At 72.4% G+C, this 17,558-nt stretch carries 14 protein-coding genes; 7 read left to right on the top strand and 7 right to left on the bottom strand.

Features of this window, described 5'->3' with window-relative positions:
• Window positions 1-26 precede the first annotated feature (26 nt).
• A complete protein-coding gene (locus ACYP53_RS06655; RefSeq protein ID WP_229928852.1) occupies window positions 27-2,078 on the bottom strand; it encodes a HelD family protein in 2,052 nt (683 codons plus the stop codon).
• Window positions 2,079-2,391: 313 nt separating this feature from the next.
• On the opposite strand from ACYP53_RS06655, the gene ACYP53_RS06650 reads away from it, so the two are divergent.
• Window positions 2,392-2,553, top strand: a complete 162-nt coding sequence (locus ACYP53_RS06650) for a hypothetical protein (protein ID WP_189919821.1) — start codon at window positions 2,392-2,394, stop codon at window positions 2,551-2,553.
• Window positions 2,554-2,571: 18 nt separating this feature from the next.
• Here ACYP53_RS06650 and ACYP53_RS06645 read toward each other — a convergent pair whose 3' ends face one another.
• On the bottom strand, window positions 2,572-4,203 hold the full coding sequence (locus ACYP53_RS06645) for a DNA repair helicase XPB (protein WP_459646893.1): 1,632 nt from the start codon (window positions 4,201-4,203) through the stop codon (window positions 2,572-2,574).
• A 27-nt stretch (window positions 4,204-4,230) separates the two neighbouring features.
• Here ACYP53_RS06645 and ACYP53_RS06640 point away from each other — a divergent pair, with 27 nt between their 5' ends.
• Together ACYP53_RS06640 and ACYP53_RS06635 are read left to right on the top strand one after the other, a co-directional pair.
• On the top strand, window positions 4,231-5,880 hold the full coding sequence (locus ACYP53_RS06640; protein WP_459646892.1) for a recombinase family protein: 1,650 nt from the start codon (window positions 4,231-4,233) through the stop codon (window positions 5,878-5,880).
• A 125-nt stretch (window positions 5,881-6,005) separates the two neighbouring features.
• On the top strand, window positions 6,006-6,836 hold the full coding sequence (locus tag ACYP53_RS06635; protein WP_459646891.1) for a hypothetical protein: 831 nt from the start codon (window positions 6,006-6,008) through the stop codon (window positions 6,834-6,836).
• Window positions 6,837-6,935: 99 nt separating this feature from the next.
• On the opposite strand, the gene ACYP53_RS06630 is transcribed toward ACYP53_RS06635, so the two are convergent.
• Window positions 6,936-7,340 carry a hypothetical protein gene (locus tag ACYP53_RS06630; RefSeq protein WP_459646890.1) on the bottom strand — a complete coding sequence of 135 codons (405 nt, stop codon included), beginning with the start codon at window positions 7,338-7,340 and terminating at the stop codon, window positions 6,936-6,938.
• A gap of 105 nt (window positions 7,341-7,445) precedes the next feature.
• Between ACYP53_RS06630 and ACYP53_RS06625 the strand changes: the two genes are divergently transcribed.
• A complete protein-coding gene (locus ACYP53_RS06625) occupies window positions 7,446-7,697 on the top strand; it encodes a hypothetical protein (protein ID WP_030057082.1) in 252 nt (83 codons plus the stop codon).
• Between the two features lie 66 nt (window positions 7,698-7,763).
• Here ACYP53_RS06625 and ACYP53_RS06620 read toward each other — a convergent pair whose 3' ends face one another.
• Entirely contained in the window at window positions 7,764-10,265 is a 2,502-nt protein-coding gene (locus ACYP53_RS06620) for a helicase-associated domain-containing protein (RefSeq protein WP_459646889.1), read from the bottom strand.
• Between the two features lie 189 nt (window positions 10,266-10,454).
• Between ACYP53_RS06620 and ACYP53_RS06615 the strand changes: the two genes are divergently transcribed.
• Window positions 10,455-11,426, top strand: coding sequence for a hypothetical protein (locus ACYP53_RS06615; protein WP_459646888.1), 972 nt, complete (start codon window positions 10,455-10,457; stop codon window positions 11,424-11,426).
• 46 nt (window positions 11,427-11,472) lie between these two features.
• Here ACYP53_RS06615 and ACYP53_RS06610 read toward each other — a convergent pair whose 3' ends face one another.
• From ACYP53_RS06610 to lxmK, 3 genes are read right to left on the bottom strand one after another with little or no spacing between them, the layout of a single operon-like run.
• Window positions 11,473-12,750 carry an NAD(P)/FAD-dependent oxidoreductase gene (locus ACYP53_RS06610; protein WP_459646887.1) on the bottom strand — a complete coding sequence of 426 codons (1,278 nt, stop codon included), beginning with the start codon at window positions 12,748-12,750 and terminating at the stop codon, window positions 11,473-11,475.
• 37 nt (window positions 12,751-12,787) lie between these two features.
• Entirely contained in the window at window positions 12,788-13,753 is a 966-nt protein-coding gene (locus tag ACYP53_RS06605; protein WP_459646886.1) for a T3SS effector HopA1 family protein, read from the bottom strand.
• A 1-nt stretch (window position 13,754) separates the two neighbouring features.
• Window positions 13,755-14,858: a class V lanthionine synthetase subunit LxmK gene (lxmK, locus tag ACYP53_RS06600; protein WP_459646885.1), complete on the bottom strand. Its 1,104-nt coding sequence runs from the start codon at window positions 14,856-14,858 to the stop codon at window positions 13,755-13,757.
• Window positions 14,859-15,016: 158 nt separating this feature from the next.
• On the opposite strand from lxmK, the gene ACYP53_RS06595 reads away from it, so the two are divergent.
• Both ACYP53_RS06595 and ACYP53_RS06590 read left to right on the top strand, forming a co-directional pair.
• On the top strand, window positions 15,017-16,285 hold the full coding sequence (locus ACYP53_RS06595) for a M16 family metallopeptidase (protein WP_459646884.1): 1,269 nt from the start codon (window positions 15,017-15,019) through the stop codon (window positions 16,283-16,285).
• Window positions 16,285-17,547, top strand: a complete 1,263-nt coding sequence (locus tag ACYP53_RS06590; RefSeq protein WP_459646883.1) for a M16 family metallopeptidase — start codon at window positions 16,285-16,287, stop codon at window positions 17,545-17,547. Before ACYP53_RS06595 ends, ACYP53_RS06590 begins: the two co-directional genes overlap by 1 nt.
• Window positions 17,548-17,558: the final 11 nt, after the last annotated feature.

The raw sequence follows: 17,558 nt of genomic DNA, 5'->3' as shown, positions 1-17,558 counted from the left end.
CCGGCTCCCCCGGCCCTTTCGCGTGGTCAGCGCAGCTGCTCGGGCAGCGGCTCGGCGTGCAGCACGGTCAGCCCGGAGACGGCACGGGTCAGCGCCACGTACAGCCGCCGCAGGCCGGTCCGCTCGTCCGGCTCGCCGGCGACCACCGCGGCCGGCTCGTCCAGCACCACGTAGTCGTACTCCAGACCCTTGGCCAGCGAGGCCGGGACGAGGGTGAGCCGGGACTCGGCGCTGGTCTCGTCGCCGGGGGAGAGGTACGACAGGCCGGCCGCGGCCAGCGCCTCGGCGAGCCGCGGGATCCGGGCGTCGGCGGCGATCAGGCCGGTCGAGCCCTCGTGCTCCAGCGCCTCCCGGCAGGCGCGCAGGGCCGCCTCGACCGGATCCCCGTCGGCGACCGGGCGGATCGTCAGCGAGCCGGGCGTCTCGCGCACCGAGGTGGCCGGGGCCAGGCCCGGGGCGATCGCCGGGAGCAGCCGGGAGGCGTACACGATGACCTCCTCCGGCACCCGGAAGCCCTTGGTCAGCTCCTCGATGTGGGCGTCCGCCTTGCCCAGGTGGCGCAGCGCCTCCGGCCAGCTGGCCGTCGCCCACGGGGTGGTGCCCTGGGCGAGGTCGCCGAGGACGGTCGCCGAGCCGGTGGTGCAGCGGCGGCCGACGGCGCGGTACTGCATCGGGGAGAGGTCCTGCGCCTCGTCCAGCACCACGTGGCCGAGCGAGGGCGTGCGCTGCACCAGGTCCGTCGCCTCGTCCACCAGGACGGCGTCGGCCGGTGTCCAGCGGGCGGTCTTCACCGAGCGTCCGGGCTTGGGCCACAGCACCGCCCGCTGCTCCTCGGGCGTCAGCACGCCCTCGGCGCACTCGGCCAGGAACTCCGGCTCGGAGAGCAGCCGCAGCACCAGCTTGGCCGGGTCGACGGCCGGCCAGCACTCCTTGACCACCGCCTTGACCGCGGTGGTGCGGGCCACCGCGTCCTGCACCCGGTCGTCCGGGGCCTCGCCGCCCTGCTCCATCTTCAGCAGCACGGCGTGCGCGAGGCGCTGCGGCAGGGCGTCGCGGGCGGCCCCGTAGCGGATCTCACGGCCCTTCAACTCCTCGATGATCTCGACGAGTTCGTACGCCGGGACGCGCCAGCGGCGGGAGCCGCGGACCACCACGCAGGGCTCGGTGGGCAGCGAGATGCCCGCCCGCACCGCCCGGCGCAGCACCTCGGCCATCCGGGCGTCGCCCTTCAGCCGGGCCGCCTCCGGGTCGTCCTCGCCCCGGACCTCGACGTGCCCGACCAGCTGCTGCACGGTGGCCTGGGCGACGTCCAGCTCGCCGAGGGCCGGGAGCACCTGCTCGATGTAGGAGAGGAAGGCGTTGTTCGGCCCGATCACCAGGGTGCCGGTACGGGCCAGGCGCTCGCGGTGCGCGTACAGCAGGTAGGCGACGCGGTGCAGGCCGACGGCCGTCTTCCCGGTGCCCGGCGCCCCCTGGACGCAGATGGTGCCCGTGAGGTCCGAGCGGACGATCTCGTCCTGCTCGGGCTGGATGGTGGCCACGATGTCGCGCATCGGGCCGACGCGGGGCTTCTCGATCTCGGCGGCGAGCAGGGCGGAGGTGGTGTCCGTCTCGGCCGGGTCGGTGAGGTGCTCGTCCTCGTAGGCGGTGAGCTCGCCGCCGGTGTAGCCGAAGCGGCGGCGGCGCTCGACGTCCATCGGCTCGGTGCGGCTGGCCCGGTAGAACGGCTGGGAGACCGGCGCGCGCCAGTCGATCACCATCGGGTCGCCGTCGGCGTCGTGGACGTGGCGGCGGCCGATGTAGAAGTTCTCCCCTCCTCCGCCTTCACTCAGCTCCTCGCTGACCGCGTGCAGGTAGTCGAGGCGGCCGAAGAAGAGCGGGGTGTGGGAGAGGTCGGCCAGGGCGGCGATCCTGGCCTCGATCTGGTTCTGGAGGACGACGGCGGACACCCAGGTGCCGGTCACGTCGCGCAGGTCGAGCGACTCGACGTCCTCGCGCATCGCTCGCAGCGCGGCCCGGGACGAGGCCAGGTGGTCGCGTTCGCGCTGGAGGGGGTCGGTGGTGGGGGTGGCGGGCACAGCGAACCTTCCCGGCTGCCCCGGTGGCGGGCGCAGCGGATCGATGGAGCTCACGGTGGGGTACAGCCGACCGGTTGCCGTGCGGTCGGCGCCTCCCCCGGCTGCCTGCGGGACTTCAGCAGGTACCACGGTTCGGGAGGGGGCAGACGGACGATCTTAGACCCGTCCGTCCCCGGGGACCAGCCGTGCAGGTCTCGGGGTTCCCCCTACTTCCGTCCGGGGTCCGCCGTACACCCGGAGGACGACCTCCGCCGCGGCGGATACGGCCTTTGGAGTGATGCCCGTGGCCGGTCGGGTGCCTACCGTTGAAGACATGAGCACCAAGACCCGAACCCCCCGGACCGGCCCGCACGGCGCCACCGCCGCCAACGGGCGCCACCGCAACCCGCTGAGCACCGCCGTCCGCAACGTCGGCATCGCCCTGGACACCGCCGCGCGCGTGATCTTCCTCGGGCGCGACGGTGTCCGCTACTGAGCCTGCTGCCGGGACTGCTTACAGCACGTCGTCCGCGTCGATGATCCGGTACGCGTAGCCCTGCTCGGCCAGGAAGCGCTGCCGGTGGGCCGCGAAGTCCTGGTCCACGGTGTCCCGGGCGACCACCGAGTAGAAGTGGGCCGAGTGGCCGTCCGCCTTGGGGCGCAGCACCCGGCCGAGGCGCTGGGCCTCCTCCTGGCGGGAGCCGAAGGTCCCGGAGACCTGGATGGCCACCGTGGCCTCGGGCAGGTCGATCGAGAAGTTCGCGACCTTGGAGACCACCAGGACGCTGATCTCCTTGTTCCGGAAGGCGTCGAAGAGCTTCTCGCGCTGGGCGTTGCTGGTCTCGCCCTTGATCACCGGGGCGTCCAGGACCTCGCCGAGTTCGTCCAGCTGGTCGATGTACTGGCCGATGATCAGCGTCTGGTCCTTCTCGTGCTTCTTGACCAGCGCCTCCACCACCCGCCGCTTGGTCGCCGTGGTGGCGCAGAAGCGGTAGCGCTCCTCCGGCTCGGCGGTCGCGTAGGCGAGCCGCTCGGAGTCGGTCAGGGTGACCCGGACCTCGCAGCAGTCGGCGGGCGCGATGTAGCCCTGCGCCTCGATCTCCTTCCACGGCGCGTCGAAGCGCTTGGGGCCGATCAGGCTGAACACGTCGCCCTCGCGGCCGTCCTCGCGCACCAGCGTCGCGGTCAGGCCGAGCCGGCGGCGGGCCTGGAGGTCCGCGGTGAACTTGAACACCGGGGCGGGCAGCAGGTGCACCTCGTCGTAGACGACCAGGCCCCAGTTGCGGGCGTCGAACAGTTCCAGGTGGGCGTAGACGCCCTTCCGCTTGGTCGTCATCACCTGGTAGGTGGCGATGGTGACCGGGCGGATCTCCTTCCTCGTCCCGCTGTACTCGCCGATCTCGTCCTCGGTGAGCGAGGTGCGCTTGACCAGCTCGTGCTTCCACTGCCGGGCCGAGACGGTGTTGGTGACCAGGATCAGCGTGGTCGACTTGGCGTGCGCCATCGCGGCGGCGCCGACCAGCGTCTTGCCGGCGCCGCAGGGCAGCACCACGACGCCGGAGCCGCCGTGCCAGAAGCCCTCGACGGCCTGCGACTGGTACGGGCGCAGCTGCCAGCCGTCCTCGGCCAGGTCGATCGGGTGCGCCTCGCCGTCCACGTACCCGGCGAAGTCCTCGGCGGGCCAGCCGAGTTTGAGCAGCACCTGCTTGATCTGACCGCGCTCGGAGGGGTGCACCACCACGGTGTCCGGGTCGACCCGGGCGCCGACCAGCGGGGCGATCTTCTTGGAGCGCAGCACCTCCTCCAGCACCGGCCGGTCGGTGGTGGCCAGCACCAGCCCGTGCGTGGGGTGCTTGAGCAGCTGGAGCCGGCCGTACCGGCCCATGGTGTCGGCCACGTCCACCAGCAGCGCGTGCGGCACCGGGTAGCGCGAGTACGTCACCAGGGCGTCCACCACCTGCTCGGCGTCGTGCCCGGCCGCCCGCGCGTTCCACAGCCCGAGCGGGGTCACCCGGTACGTGTGCACGTGCTCGGGCGCCCGCTCCAGCTCGGCGAACGGCGCGATGGCACGGCGGCAGTCGGAGGCCTTGGGGTGGTCGATCTCCAGGAGAAGAGTTTTGTCGCTCTGGACGATTAGGCAGGACACACATACCTCCGTGGATAGGATCGCCGCGTGACAGAGACCACGACTGCCACCGTTCGGGCCATGCCCCGAGCCCGTCGCCGGAAGGGCGTTCCGGCCAGCGCACCAGGTATGCGCGCAGCTATCTATGTTCGCCTATCGCGCGAGACAGAGGAAACCACTTCGCCAGAGCGCCAGCGGGCGGCCTGCGAGCAGTTGTGCGCGGCACGCGGCTGGACCGTGGTTGCCGTCGAGGAGGACATCGACGTCTCCGGGTTCTCGCGCGGCCTGGAACGCCCCGGGCTCCAGAAGATCCTGGAACGGCTCGACGAGTTCGACGTGATCGTGTTCTTCAAGATCGACCGACTTGCGCGGTCCACGGTGGACTTCGCCGAGATCATGAAGATCACCGAGGCGCAGAGCGTCGCACTGGCGTCGGCGACGGAACCGCTCGACCTCACGTCGTCCCTGGGACGGGCCATGGCGAAGGTGATCGCGGTCTTCGCCGAGCTGGAGTCGGACACCATCGGCATGCGGGTCGCCGGCGCCCACGAGCACTTGCGGCGGGAGGGCCGCTACACCGGGGGACGCGTCCCCTACGGCTACGAGGTGGCCCCGAACCCGGACGGCGCGGGGAAGGTGCTGGTGGTCAACCAGGAGGAGGCCGAGACCATTCATTCGATCGTGAAGCGGGTGCTGGCCAAGGACTCGTTGATCCAGATCGCCATCGACCTCACCAAGGCCGACATCCCCTCGCCGGGGCACACGTCGCGGCAGACCACCGGCAAGCGCAGCAACTCGAAGAAGTGGTACACGACTTCACTGCGGAGTCTGCTGAGCAACCCGCAGTTGCTCGGGCAGGTCATCGAGGACGGCAAGCCGATCCTGCGGACTGATGGACTGCCGTTGGTCAACCGGCCGCCGATCCTGGACATGGACACCTGGCAGGCGCTCCAGGACGAGCTGGGCCGCCGGTCCACCAATCCGGGCGAGCGCAGGCGGGAGGCGACTTCGCTGCTGCGCGGGGTGGTCCATTGCGCGCTGTGCGGCTTCCGGATGTACACCTACGTGGCCAGCGGGCGGACGCGGTACCGGTGCATCGGTCGGCTCAAGAAGCGGCAAGGTGGCGTCGCTGTCGACTGCTACGGCGTGAGCATCGCGGGCAAGGGGATGGAGGACCACGTCGAGGTCGAGTTCCTTCGGAAGTTCGGCCGTCTGCCCGTTGTGCGGGTGGTGGAGCACGCAGGGGAGAACTACCGCCCGCAGATCAGGCAGGCCGAGGAGGCACTGACCGAGCTGGAGAAGGACCGGTACGAGCGCGGTCTTTTCAAGGGCGACGACGGCGCGGAGCGCTTCACGACGCAGTACGCCCGCCTTGAGGAGCGGATCGCGGAACTCAAGGAGCGGCAGCGGAACGCGAAGCCGGCGGGAACGGAGGTCGTCCCGATCGGCAAGACGCATGAGGAGGTCTGGCGGGATGCCGACGTGGCCGGGAAGCGGGACCTGTTGCTCAGCACGGGCGCGTACGTCGAGGTGGCCCCGGCGGCGAAGGCGGGCAAGGTCCTGGATCTGACTCGGCTTGCCCTCCACTTCGGAGAGGAGGGGCTGATGCGGCGGTCGGTGTCAAGGAAGGTCACGACAGTCGAAGGGCTCGACAGCTCAGGCACTGGCACATCCGAACCTGGTCAAGCGAAAGGCTGACGAGGTAGGCGATCGCCCCGCCTTCGGACCGTGCCGAAGACAAGGCGAGTCTTTGGCTTCTGACAGTGTGAGTTGTCGCCCACCGTGTGTCAGGCTTCACTCAGAAGGCGGATGAAGGAGCAGCGTTGACCTCAGAAGGTATCGAAGGCATCCCCAACGCTCCGGGGGCAGTCCATAACAGCATGTCCGGGACGGTTTCCGGTCCGGTGGTACAGGCATCGCAGATCGGCAACATGACGATCAACTACAATGCGATGCCGCCTCCAGTTGACGTAGCTCCCGATCAAGGCGCAATTGAAGAGCCTTCCTCGAATTACTTCGAGCCTGTTCCTAGGTCTCTGGATTTGATTGCCTCGATGGCTATGCGCCAGCCACCGTCTTGGGAGTATCTTATCTATGCGGGATATTTGCACATCGGAGTGAAGGAGCTGGAGTCGAGGTGGCTGGACTACAGTCTGGGGCATAGGCTTGTCGGCCCCATGTTCTCGAATGCTGAAGATTTGTCCAATCATATAGCTGTGGCATTCAATGAGGCAGCCGACATTGCCCACCAGGTGGGACTGTGGCTCTCTCCTGATGCTCAGGAGAGAGCGTTTGGTGCGCCAGGGGAGCCGGGCGACTCGGTGCTGATCGAGCATCTGGCACGCCGACTGGTCGGTACCTACGGAAGTCTGATCGACTGGTCCATTTCAGTGAGATCTATAAGGACTCCTGAGCATCTCTCCCGGATTGTCGATACTGCTGCAAAATTTGCCGACAAATCCATCCGGAAATTCCGTCTTTTTGTTGCCGATCTACTGGAGAGGCTTGATCGACTCTCGACCCTCGGGGCGGATGCGCCGACGGGGTCGATATTTCTTGATTTCTCTTACGTCATGGATATTGATTCCGGAGTGGTCGATGAGTTTCAGGCGGAGTTGAGGCGTGTGAAGCGGCGCCAGCGCCGATGGTTCTGACTGCAGCACGAGGGCTTGCCAGCTTGTGGCGAGCTGGCAGCTTTGCTGAGTGCAGTCGCAGTGGCCAGTGTCGCGCATTCCGCGGAGAACCGGGACGGGCTACTTCCACTCGTACAGCTTGCCCGTGGAGGTGCCGTCCGGGGCGGTGTCGAACTCGAAGAGGCCGACGGCGGAGTTGAGCCGTTCCAGCTGCGGGGCGGCGGTGGAGAAGAAGATCGCGCCGCGGTACTTGACGACGCCTCCCTCGGCGAAGTGGCCGATGCCGCTGCCGTGCCAGGTGACGGTCTGGCCGTCGGCGGTCATGTCGACGCCCTGGCCCTCGCCGAACAGCGTGCCGTCGGCGCGGAGCTCGGTCTCGTACGTGCCGAAGCCGGAGACCTCGACGCCGAAGTAGGTGGCGGTGCCCGCGAACGACACCTCGACGACCGCGTGCCCGTCACCGGCCGCGATGACCCGTCGGCCGGTGTCCTTGCCGTTGACCTCACCGATCAGTTCGCCGAGCATGATGCCTCCTCTGCGCAACCCCCTGTCCTTCCGGACTACGCCGCGTCCCGGGGCGGCGCAACCGCACGCCGGTGACCGGCGGAGGCCTCGCTCGTTGAGCCGGTCATGAACAAGTCGAAGCGTGTTCTCACCGCCCTCGCCCTGATGGGCACGGCCTTCGCCGCCACCGCCTCCTCGGCCGGCTCCGCGCACGCCCTCGCGGGCATCGGCGAGGGGCCCGGCGGCCTGCTCGCGGCTCCCGGTTTCCTGATCGCCGACCAGGTCGGCGGCGGCTCGCTGCCGATCGGACAGGGGGAGATCGGCAGCCTGGCGGACAAGGCGGTCCAGGAGAAGATGAAGGAGTCGAAGGGGCACTGACGCCCCCGGCGGGGGCCTGCTCCCTCCCCGCTCGTCGGGGTCGGCGACCTCGTCCGGTTCGGCGGCTTACTCGTCGAGTTCGGCGACGCCGGTGATGCGGTGCAGGGCGAAGGTGCGCAGTTCGTCTGCGTGGTGGTCGAAGGCGGTGACGTAGCCGCCTTCGACCTTGACCGGGTCGATGATCCGCTGACTGGCGATGCCCTCGGCGTTGAGGTAGCCGATCCACATCCGCTCGCCGAGCAGGACGGCGGTCTGCAGGGCGGCCAGGGTCTCGGCGGCGGCGGTCCGGGGGAGGGCGCGCGGGTCGGGGGAGTGTTCGCGGCGGGTGGCGGTGGCCGCGCGGTCACCGGCCCGGATGGCCTTGATGGCGGCGGCGAGCAGGGTGTCGTCGGGGCCGGGCGGTCCGTCGGGGACCGGGACGGGCGCCGCGCGGGGCGGGGTGCGGTGGCTGTCCGGCCGGGTGATCAGCACGTCGCCCTCGGCGGACTCGGCGGCCGGCGCGTAGCCCATGGTGCGCAGCGTGGTGAGCAGCACGTCGGGGGCGGCCTGGGCGGCGAGGACGGTGGGGGCGAGCAGCCGCAGCCGCAGGTCGGCGGAGCGGCGGTCGGCGAGCACCTCGTTCAGCAGGGCCGGGTCGTCGCAGCGCAGGTAGGAGGAGGCGGCGCCGACCCGCAGGATGCCGTGCCGGCGGGCGACGTCGTCGATCAGGTAGGCGAGCGGCTGCGGGACGGGCGTACGGCTGTGCTGCTCCAGGAAGGTCCGCAGGTCGGCGGCGGTGCGTCCGGCGTCGAGCGCCCGGCGGACGGACGCCGGGGTGAACCGGTAGACGGTGGCGCCGCCCTTGGACTCGATGTCGGCGCAGAGCGCGAGCGCGTGGGCGAGCGGGGTGAGCAGCGGGCCGGGGGCGATCGCGGTGAGGTCCGGCTGGAGGATCACGTGGTCGAGCGGGCGCGGGAGCAGCGGGGCGAGCACCTCGGCGGCGTCGGCCTCGGCGGTGAGCAGGGCGCGGGCGGGGGCGGCGAGGGCGCCGCGGCCGGTGACGCCGAGGAGTTCGGCCTCGGCGAGGGTCCAGGCGGTGAGCTCCTCGCGCAGGTCGCGGCCGTCCGGGCCGGTCGGGCCGCCGCGCAGCGGGCGCTGCCAGCGCAGGGTGGGGAGCAGTTCCTCGGCGGTGGCCGGGGTGCCGGGCGGCAGTTCGGCGAGCAGGGCGAGGGCGGCGCGGCGCACCGACGGGGCGAGGGTGCGGTCGAGTTCGGGGCCGAGGGCGGCGCGCGGCTTGCCCTTGCCGTCCGGGGTGCCGGTGAGGGCGGGGACGCGGGTGGCGGCGAGCCAGGCGGTGGCGAGGACGGACCAGCGCGCGGCGGTGTCCAACTGCAGCCAGCTGTCGTACCCGGGGGTGGGGGCCCAGCGTTCGTCCACCTCGCCGTCGGGGGCCAGCAGGCCCGCGGTGTAGGCGAGTTCGAGCCAGAAGGCGGCCTGCTGCTCGGTGGTCTCCAGGGCCTGGGCGGTGCGCTTGAGGTCGCGGACGCCGAGGCCGCCGGCCCGCAGGGTGAGCGGCGGGGTGAGGCCCCAGCCGTCCAGCAGTTCCTCGACGGTCTTGACGGCGGTGTGGGCCTGGCCGGCCGCGGCGCTGTCCACAGCCTGTGGATCGCGCGGGGCGGCGGCGGGCGCGGGCTCGGGCTGGACCGGTTCGACGGTGCGGTGGGTGCGGCCGCCGCGCAGGTGCAGGGCGAGTTCGCGGGGCAGCACGACGCTGCCGGGGCTGGTGGGCAGCAGCAGTCCGCGGGCGAGCAGCCACTCGACCGGGCTCTGCGCGTCCTCGGCGGTGACCGGGCGGGCGGCGTCCGGGACGGTGCCGGTGGGCGGGCCCCAGACCAGCCGGTCCAGCAGCCGCAGCGCGGGCTCGGGGGCGGTGTCCAGCAGCGCGGCGCAGCGGGCGCGGTCGGTGAGCAGCGCGGTGAGCGCGGCGACGGCGGTGACCGGGTCCGGGGTGGCGGGCTGGCCGGCCGAGGCGAGCAGCTGCTGCAGCCGGGCCGGGGACATGCCGACGGTGGCGTCGGCGAGGGTGGGGCCGAGGCCGGTGCGGCCGGGGTTGGCGGCGGTCGGGGCGAGCGCCTCGCGCACGGCGAGGACCAGCCGCAGGCCGTTGTCCGGGCCCCAGAGCAGTGCCCGGTCGCGCAGGGTGGCGAGCGCGCGGGGCAGGGCGGTGGCGACGGCGGAGCGGTCGGCCGGGGTGAGCGGGGTCGCGCCGGGGTGCGGCTTGACCTTGGCGGGGCCGGTCAGCAGGGAGCGGACGGTGGCCGCGGAGGTGCCGTCCGGGGCGGTGGCCAGCGCCTCGGCGGCCTGGAGGGTGAAGCGGTCCAGCCGCTCCAGGGCGCGCAGCGCGGAGGCGCGCGAGGAGAGCCGGGCGGACAGCTGGGTGAGGTCGCCGGGGACGGGGTTCAGCAGGTCCGGGCGGGAGCGCAGCAGGGCGGCGAGCGCGTCGTCGGGACGGGCGCGCAGCTCCTCGGCGAGGGTGCGCGGGCCGGCGGGCGTCCTGCCCCGGCGTTGGTGGCCCTGCTGTGTGGTCATTCGACCTAGGTTAGTCGGGCGTGCGGACGGCGTGGTGTCCCTCGCCCGGCCCCGGGGTGGGACTCGCGTCGCCCGGCCTCGGGGTGGGACTCGCGTCGGCGGGGGCGGGGTGGGTAGCGTCACGCCGAGGGCGGTTCGGTGGGCGGCCGCGCTCTGTACGGGCGGGCCGGGCGAGGCGGGGTGTCGGTGATGACGGACGGCGAGTGGTGGCGCAAGAGCGGGCCGTGGAGCGAGCGCTCGGACGGCGGCGCGCAGGGCGGTGCCGGTCAGGGGGGTGCGGCGGGTTCCGCGGGCGCCCCGGCCGTGCCGCCCGCGCCGTCGGTGCCGCCGGCGGCACCCGCCGCGGACCCCGACAGCGTGTACGACCCGCCGGCGCCGAGCGCGGCCGGGATCCCGTCCGTCCCGCTGAACCCGCCGGACGCGGTCGACGCCGAGCGGCGGGCGTCCGCGATCCCGCCGCCGACGGTGAGCAGCACCGGCCCGTGGACGATGACGGTGTTCGACTTCTCGGACGGGCCGGAGCCCGCGCCGAAGCCGATCCCCGAGCAGCGCGCGGCGGACGCCGCCGCCGAGGCGGAGGCGGCCACGGCGGCGGTGCCGGCCGTGGCGGACCCGAAGGCGGCGCGGAAGGCGCGGAAGCTCGCCAGGGGTAGGGGGAAGGCGGCGCCCGGGGCCCCGGGCGCTCCTGCGGCTGCGGCCGGTGGGAAGAAGGCCGGGAGACGCGGCGGAGGGAAGGCGGCCGGGAAGGGCGCGGCGAAGGCGGCCGGGAAGGACGCGGGCGCGGACGCGGCGGCGGCGCGCAAGCCGTCCCCGCTGATCCTGCTCTCCAGCGCCCTGCTGGTCGGCGGCGCCGTCAGCGGGATCTTCCCGGTCATGCTGGTGGGCTGGGGGCTCGGCTACCTCTCCCGCCAACTCTCCGAGCTGACGCGCAAGTTCGTGATCCTCGGGATCCCGCTGATCACGATGAGCGCGACCACCGTGTTCTCGATGCGGCACGCCAAGCAGGGCGGCGGCCAGGGCGGCGGACTGCAGTCCGGGTCCCCGCTGGGACAGATCGGCTGGACCTCGGCACCGAACGTGCTGCGGGTGTCGGCGGTGATCTCCGCGGTGGTCCTGCTGCTGCTCGGCCTGCGCCGCCGCCCGCCGCAGCAGCAGGGCTGAGGCGGGCGGCGGGACGGCGGGCGGCGGGACGGTCGGCGGGGAGGGTTCAGCGGGCCGCGGCCGCGGTCGCGACCTCGTGGATGACCTCCAGCATGCCCTCCTCTCCCATCGGGTCGAAGCTGACCAGCTCGGGGAGCGCCTTGACGCCGGAGATGAGGGTGATGAAGCCGACCCGGGAGTTCTCGATGTAGGTGCGGCCGATGCCCTGGGCACGCTCCATGTACTCCTCGCGGAGCCGGGTCGGGTCCATGAAGAACCGGACGTAGGCGAGGATGTCGTCGTAGAGGCGGCGGTAGACCGCGTCGAAGTTGCCGAGGGCCTGGTCGGCGTCCTTCGGGTTGTCGAGGGCGGCGTTGATGGCGCGGGCCGCGAGCCAGGCTCCGGAGGTGCCCAGCCAGACGCCGGAGGAGAAGAGCGGGTCGATGAACGCGGCGGTGTCGCCGACGGCGACCCAGCCGGGGCCGTGGAAGCTGTCGCTGACGTGGGACCAGTCGCGGGCGGTGTGCATCTCGCCGGTCCGGGTGGCCTTCTCGACCATGGTCCTGGCGATGGTGCTGTTGGCGATGCCCTGCTCGAAGACCTCCTGCTGGCTCCGGCCGGCGCGGGTGGCCTCGGAGAGCTGGTCGGCGGGGAGGACGTAGCCCATGCTCAGCTGGTTGTCGGACAGGGGGATGCCCCAGATCCAGCCGCCCTGGTCGAGGGCTTCGACCATGATGTCGTAGGGGTCGTCGATCGGCGTGTAGCCCTCGAAGTAGCTCCAGACGGCGACGTTGCGCAGGTCCTCCTGCCAGGTGACGCCGGTGAGCTTGCGGGTGACGGTCCGGCTCTGCCCGGAGGCGTCGACCACGTACCGGCTGGTGACCCGGTGCTTGGTGCCCTGGTGGGTGTAGACGACGCCGGTGACGGTGCCGGTCTCGTCGGTCAGGACCTCGGTGACGTGGGCTTCCTCGATGACGTCGGCGCCGAGCTCGCGGGCGTTGTCGAGGAGGAGCTGGTCGAACTCGTCGCGGCGCACGTGCCAGGTGTGGTCGTGGCCGCCGATGGCCTGGCTGAAGTCGGAGCGCCAGGGCTGCGGGTCCTTGCCCCACTTGAGGTTGATGCCGGTCTTGCGCTGGAAGCGGCGCTCGCACTCGTCCAGGACGCCGAGTTCCTCCAGCATCGGCGACATGCCCGTGACCAGGGACTCGCCGATGTGGTAGCGGGGGAACCGCTCGCGCTCCAGGACCAGGACGCTGCGGCCCGCCTTGGCGAGGAAGCTCGCGGCGGTCGATCCGGCCGGGCCGCCGCCCACCACGACGACGTCGTACTGCTTGGTTCCAGTCATTGCGTTCGGGCCTTTCAGGGGTGGAGTGAGGCGGGGGTCAGTAGCCGCGGAGGACGTCGACGACGGGCGAGGTGAGGTTGCGGGCCGGCATGGCCGGGTCGATCCCCGCGTCGATGAACGCGGCGGAGACGATCTCCTCGACGATCTCCTCCTCGCCGTCCTCCAGGAGGGCGTGCTGGATCAGGGCGTCGGCGAAGACCTGGGTGCGGTGCTGCCCGAAGCTGAGGTCCCGCCGGGTCGGGCGGGGATCGTCGGGCTCGAACGCGCAGCCGACCGATTCGGTGATCGGCTGGGTGAAGGGGGAGGTGCCCCGGCCGAGCAGACCGGTCGCCTGCAGCGCCTCGGCGATGGGGCGGGCCTGACGCCAGCTCGGGCGCGGCAGGTACACCACGACGGCGTCGTTGCGGGGGTAGAGCAGTCGCGAGGACGAGATCTTGGCGTGCCAGGGGGTGTCGACCTGCCCGAGGAAGGTCATCAGCGCGCGCCAGACGTCGGGGGCGACGTCGGGGGTGTCCAGGCGCGCGTACAGGCGGAGCATCGGGCCGCTGCGGATGACGGCGCCGTGGCCGGAGGTGACGTAGAAGAAGCCGGGGGAGAGGCCGGGGCGGGCACCGGGCACGAGGACCTTGACCGAGCCGTCGGGCTGCTCGGCGAGCTTCTCGTGCGGGACGCGCACGCGCAGCCCGTCCAGCAGGACCAGGGTGTGGGCCTCCTCGGCGAGGAGGACCTGTGCGCTCGTCGGGGTGCTGAGCGGGCCGGTGGCGTCGTTCAGGAGCGCGTCGAAGTCCGGTTCGCGGAAGCTGCGGCGGGCGCCGTCGAGCGGCTTGTCGCGTCCGGTGTGGAGGGTCTGGTAGAGGGCGGCGCCGAGGCGGCGGGCGAGGGCCTGGGAGGTCTCCTCCTCGTAGGTCTCTCCGGCGGTCTCCGCCGACAGCGCGCCGGGCGCGACGGTGACCTGCCCGATGAGGTCCCGCACGTCGCGGGCCAGTTGCAGTTGTCCGAGCACGTCAGGCCTCCAGTCCGAGGGTCGAGGTGAAGTCGGCCGGGGAGAGCAGCACGGTGCGTCCGATGCCGGCGGCGGCCTTGTTGACCGGGGAGAGCTGGCTGGCGCTGTCGGCGGCCGCCAGCATGCGGTCGATCATGTGCCAGCCGGCGTAGGCGGCGGCCCGTACGGGGAGGTCGGCGTCCGCGGTGATCGCGGCCGGTGCGGCGGCCAGGTAGGCGCGGTAGAAGGCGCGGACCAGCGGTGCGTGGCGCTCGATCTCGGCGGCGCCGGCGGCGATGATCTCCTCGTGCGTGGCGACGTGCCCGAAGGAGGAGGAGGCCGCGAGCTTCGCCGGGAGCCCGGCGGCCGCCTGGAACAGCCACTCCCCGGCGAAGGCGCCGACGTCGCGGGCGGGGTCGCCGAGCCGGGCCTCCTCGAAGTCGGTCAGGTGGAGCTGGTCGCCGGCCAGCAGGAACTGGTCCAGCCGCAGGTCGCCGTGGACGGGGCAGCGGGTGGTGCCGTCCGGGGTGTCGGCCCGGCGCAGCGCCTTGAGGGCCTCGATGATCTGCGCGTCCGCGTGCAGCAGCCGCCACATCGCCAGCTCGGCCGCCGAGGCCCGGCCGTAGTGTTCGAGGGGCAGGGCGTCGAGCAGGCCCACCGGCGGCAGCGGGTGCTCGCTCGTCTCGAAGTCCGGGGCCCGGAGGCCGTGGAAGGCGGCCACCGCCGTCCCGGCGCGGGCGCACAGCCCCTCGTCGAAGGACTCGTCGAGGGCCAGCTGCGCTCCGCTGGTGCTGTCCGGGATCTGCTCGAACACCAGGAGCGCGTGGTCGGCGTCCGCGCCGATGAGGCGCGGCGTGAGCGGTTCCTCCCGGATCGCCCCGGCGGCGCCGACGGTGCGGCGCAGGCGGTCGTCCCGGTCCCCCGCCAGGAGTTGTTTGACGAATACGGGTGTTCCGTTCCCGGTGGTTCCCGACCAGTTGTTGTTGCGGCCTCCCGTGGCGCTTACCGTGTCCGGGTCGAGGGGGCCGAGGCCGAGGCTTCCGAGAAACGCGTCGACGTGCGGAACCGTCTTCAGGTCCACCGGCTGAAATCGGGGGAGCTTTCCCCGTTCGCGGATATTCACCATGCTCCGCACCTTAGGCAGGCCGGGTGCCGGGCGACAACGCTCAACTTTCCGGGTTCTTTGACTCGTCGACCCCTTGAGGTGGGTCTGACCTGCGGATATGTCGGATCCGGCGCAAGTAATGCTTGCCCGTCCACGGGGCGCGTGCTGTCATCTCCACCATGCCGGAGTCCATCGAACAATTGACACTCGGCAACGGATTGCGCGTTGTCGAACAGAGCATCCCCGGCGTCACCGGAGTGGGAATATCGGTGAATTACGGGGTCGGTTTCCGAACCGAGACCGTCACCCGGTCCGGATTCGCCCACCTCTTCGAGCACATGATGTTCCAGGGTTCCGCGAACGTCGCCGGCGGGGAGCATTTCGCGCGGGTCCAGGCGTACGGCGGGTTCGTCAACGGCAACACGTTCCCGGACGTGACCGACTACCACCAGGTGGTTCCCGCCGCGGCCCTGCGCGAGGTGCTGGAGCTGGAGGCGGACCGGATGTCCCGCCTCGCCGTGACGGAACGCAACTTCGCCACCCAGCGTGACGTGGTCAAGGAGGAGATCCGCCTGCAGGTGGCGGGTCGTCCGTACGGCGGCTTCCCGTGGATCCCGCTGCCCTCGGTGCTCTACGACAAGTGGCAGAACACGCACAACGGCTACGGGGAGACCGCCGACCTGGACGCGGCCTCGGTGGAGGAGTGCGTCGACTTCTACTCCCGCTACTACGCCCCGGGCAACGCGGTGCTCGCCGTGTGCGGCGCGGTCGAACCCGGGCAGGGCCTCGCCCTGGCCGAGCGCTGCTTCGGCCCGCTCGCGGCCCGCCCCGTCCCGGAGCCGATCGACATCACCGAGCCGCCCGCCCCCACCACGCGGACCGCGACCTGTGAGGACGCGCTGGCCCCCCGGCCGGCCCTCGCGCTCGGGTGCCGCCTGCCGGACGCGAGGGCCGACCTCGCCGGCTACGCCGCGTTCGTCCTGCTCTCACGGCTGCTGACCGGGGCCTCCAGCTCCCGGCTGCGCCGCGCCTTCGCCCCCCTGGGCGCGGTGGTCGACTCCTCCGTCGGGCTGTTCGGGCCCCTGGTCGCCAAGGACCCGGACACCTTCGTCGTGGTGGCCCACCACCCGCAGGGGGCGGCCGGGGCCGCGCTGGCCACGATCGAGGAACAGTGCGCCGAGGTCGCGTCGGGGGGAGCGGGCGAGGCGGAGGTCGCGCAGGCCCAGGCGGCCGCCGTCACCGAGCTCTACCAGAACCTCGATTCGCTGGCCTACCGGGTGCGGTTCCTCGCGCGGGGCGCGCTGCTCTTCGACCGGCCGGGCATCGCCGAGGACCTGGCCCGTGCCGTCGCCGCGACGGACGCGGGCTCCCTCGCCGCCGCCGCGGCCGCCGTGTGCCGGCCCGAGGGCCGCGCGGTGCTCAATCTCGTCCCGAAGGGAGACCGGTGATGGACTCGCGCACACTGCCCGAGCTGCCGGAACTGACGACCCGCCGACTGCCGGGCGGGCTGACACTGGTCGCCTCCGGGCTGTCGACCACTCCGCTGGTGCAGGCCCACCTCGCGGTCCCGATCCCGGTCCGCCGGGACGCGGACGGCGCGGTGTTCGACGTACTGGCCGCGTGCTGGCCCGACCTTCCCGCCTGCGCCCGCTTCGAGCAGCACGGGGGCGCGGTGTCGGTGGCGCGCCGCGGCACCTGGCTGTTCCTGTCCCTGGTCTGCCTGGGCGACCGACTGCCGCTGCTGGCGCGGACGCTGGCCGACGCGGTCACCGCCGGGTACACCGAGGAGCAGGTGCGCCGGGCGGCGTCGCGGGCGGCCCAGCAGGCCTCCCTGGCCGCCGCGCAGCCGGCCGTCCAGTCGGCCCGCCTGCTGTGGGAGGACTACTACGGCGCCCTGCCCGCCTTCCTGAACCCCGCACCGGACCCGGCGGCGATCGTCGAGGTCACGGCGCGGGACGTGAACGCCGCCCACGCCCGCGCCGTGTCCCCGCGCGACGCGTACCTCGTCGTCGTCGGCGACCGCGTCGGCCGCGAGCAACTCGACGTCCTCGAAGAGCACTTGGCCGCCTGGACGCCCGGGGACGGCGAGGAGCGTGCGACGGTCCCGCGCCCGCCGCTCCGCCCCGGGCCGGCCGAGGTGCGCACCCGGCACCGCGACGGCTGGCCGCAGGCCCACATCCGGCTGGCGGCCGAGGCGTCGTCCCGGCGGGAGCTGCGGTCCTTCGCCGCCGATCAGATCGCCGCGCTGATCCTGGGCGGCTCCTTCGCCTCGCGGATCAACACGGTGCTGCGCGAGGAGCGCGGTCTCGCCTACCGCACGGCGGCGTCCGTCGGCGACCACCTGGACGGCGACGTGTTCGCGATCGAGGCGGACGTCGGCGCCGGCGCCGTACCCGAGGCCATGGCCCGGCTCGGCGAGATCCTCGACCGGTTCGCGGACGACGGCCCGACCGCGGCGGAACTGCGCGACGCGGTCGGCCACATGACCGGCAAGTACGTGCTGAACCTCGGTGCGCAGAGCAGTCGCGCCGCCTGCCTGCTGTCGTTCCTGACGCTCGGGATGCCGTTGACGGACATCGCGGACCTTCCCGCGCACATGGCCTCGCTCACCGCCGAGGACGTCCGGCGCGCCGCCTCGCGGATGCGGCTGGAGCACCTGCGCGGCGTCGTCTGCACCGACTCGGCAGCCGTGCCCACCGGCCGGCGCTGACACCCGGCCGC

It is taken from the genome of Kitasatospora sp. Ki12, from assembly GCF_054601375.1.
Note: the sequence above shows the minus strand (reverse complement) of the source record. Positions and strands in the feature narration are given on the sequence as shown.

What these genes read in the sequence shown, in the direction of transcription:
- ACYP53_RS06620 (WP_459646889.1), bottom strand. Translation starts at nt 10,265, where the DNA reads ATGACCACACAGCAGGGCCACCAACGCCGGGGCAGGACGCCCGCCGGC.
- lxmK (WP_459646885.1), bottom strand. Translation starts at nt 14,858, where the DNA reads ATGGTGAATATCCGCGAACGGGGAAAGCTCCCCCGATTTCAGCCGGTG.
- ACYP53_RS06610 (WP_459646887.1), bottom strand. Translation starts at nt 12,750, where the DNA reads ATGACTGGAACCAAGCAGTACGACGTCGTCGTGGTGGGCGGCGGCCCG.
- ACYP53_RS06595 (WP_459646884.1), top strand. Translation starts at nt 15,017, where the DNA reads ATGCCGGAGTCCATCGAACAATTGACACTCGGCAACGGATTGCGCGTT.
- ACYP53_RS06630 (WP_459646890.1), bottom strand. Translation starts at nt 7,340, where the DNA reads ATGCTCGGCGAACTGATCGGTGAGGTCAACGGCAAGGACACCGGCCGA.
- ACYP53_RS06590 (WP_459646883.1), top strand. Translation starts at nt 16,285, where the DNA reads ATGGACTCGCGCACACTGCCCGAGCTGCCGGAACTGACGACCCGCCGA.
- ACYP53_RS06650 (WP_189919821.1), top strand. Translation starts at nt 2,392, where the DNA reads ATGAGCACCAAGACCCGAACCCCCCGGACCGGCCCGCACGGCGCCACC.
- ACYP53_RS06615 (WP_459646888.1), top strand. Translation starts at nt 10,455, where the DNA reads ATGACGGACGGCGAGTGGTGGCGCAAGAGCGGGCCGTGGAGCGAGCGC.
- ACYP53_RS06625 (WP_030057082.1), top strand. Translation starts at nt 7,446, where the DNA reads ATGAACAAGTCGAAGCGTGTTCTCACCGCCCTCGCCCTGATGGGCACG.